This is a genomic window from Pseudodesulfovibrio pelocollis, from assembly GCF_030282845.1.
Taxonomy (GTDB): Bacteria; Desulfobacterota; Desulfovibrionia; order Desulfovibrionales; family Desulfovibrionaceae; genus Pseudodesulfovibrio; species Pseudodesulfovibrio pelocollis.
In genome coordinates, this window is record NZ_JASTWE010000121.1 from 1 (window position 1) to 682 (window position 682).

Sequence of the window (682 nt, forward strand, 5' to 3'; positions counted from 1 at the left end):
CATTGTGTACCGACAAACCAGCGGGCTGACAATGTCTAGAGGGCCGAAAAATATAGGCGCTGGCATGGTCCAGCTGACCCTGCCCCTGTCCAGCCTGCCCAGCCAGCGGCGCAAGGCCGGGAGCCTGCGCGCATCAGAGGCCGTCAACGAGGCCCTGCGCCACGCGCTGGCCAACTGCGGCCTGTCCCGCGAGACAGTGGCCGACGAGCTGACCCGGCTGACGGGCGAGGCCGTCTCGGTACACGCCGTCAACAACTGGGCCGCGCCCGGCAAGGGCGACCGCCGCATCCCGCTGGAGCTGCTGGCCGCGCTGACCGAGGTGACCGGCGACCCCGGCATAGCCCGCGCCGCCCTCGCGCCCGCCGGGCTGACAGTGCTCACCGCAGAACAAACGCCGCTCTTTGAACTGGGCCGGATCACCGCCGAGGATCGGGAGCGGGCAAAAAGGAGAAAGGAACTATGGGAAAAGATCAAGGCGTAGAACTGCTGCAGCAGATCCTGGACGAGGCGCGGGCCCTCCGCTCCGAGGCGCAGACAATCCGCCTCTTCCTGGAAGCCCAGGAAGAACGCCGGATAAGGGAGGAGATTGAGCTTCGGGAGGGGATGAAACCCCTCTGGCCTATGGCTAGCCTTCAGGCCGCGCAAAACCGATTTTGCGCCGCTCGAGAAGATCACGCTCCAT

2 protein-coding genes are annotated in these 682 nt (G+C 66.1%); both read left to right on the top strand.

The window, feature by feature from the left end:
- Positions 1-64: 64 nt before the first annotated feature.
- The gene (locus tag QQS14_RS16485) at positions 65-481 is read left to right on the top strand and encodes a hypothetical protein (protein ID WP_285908107.1); all 417 of its coding nucleotides are present in this window, start codon (positions 65-67) and stop codon (positions 479-481) included.
- Positions 460-682, top strand: a 223-nt coding sequence (locus QQS14_RS16490; RefSeq protein WP_285908108.1) for a hypothetical protein, incomplete at its 3' end; no start/stop codon positions are given. The genes QQS14_RS16485 and QQS14_RS16490, both read left to right, overlap by 22 nt.

Coding starts and splice junctions, on each gene's coding strand:
- QQS14_RS16485 (WP_285908107.1), top strand. CDS start 65: ATGGTCCAGCTGACCCTGCCCCTGTCCAGCCTGCCCAGCCAGCGGCGC.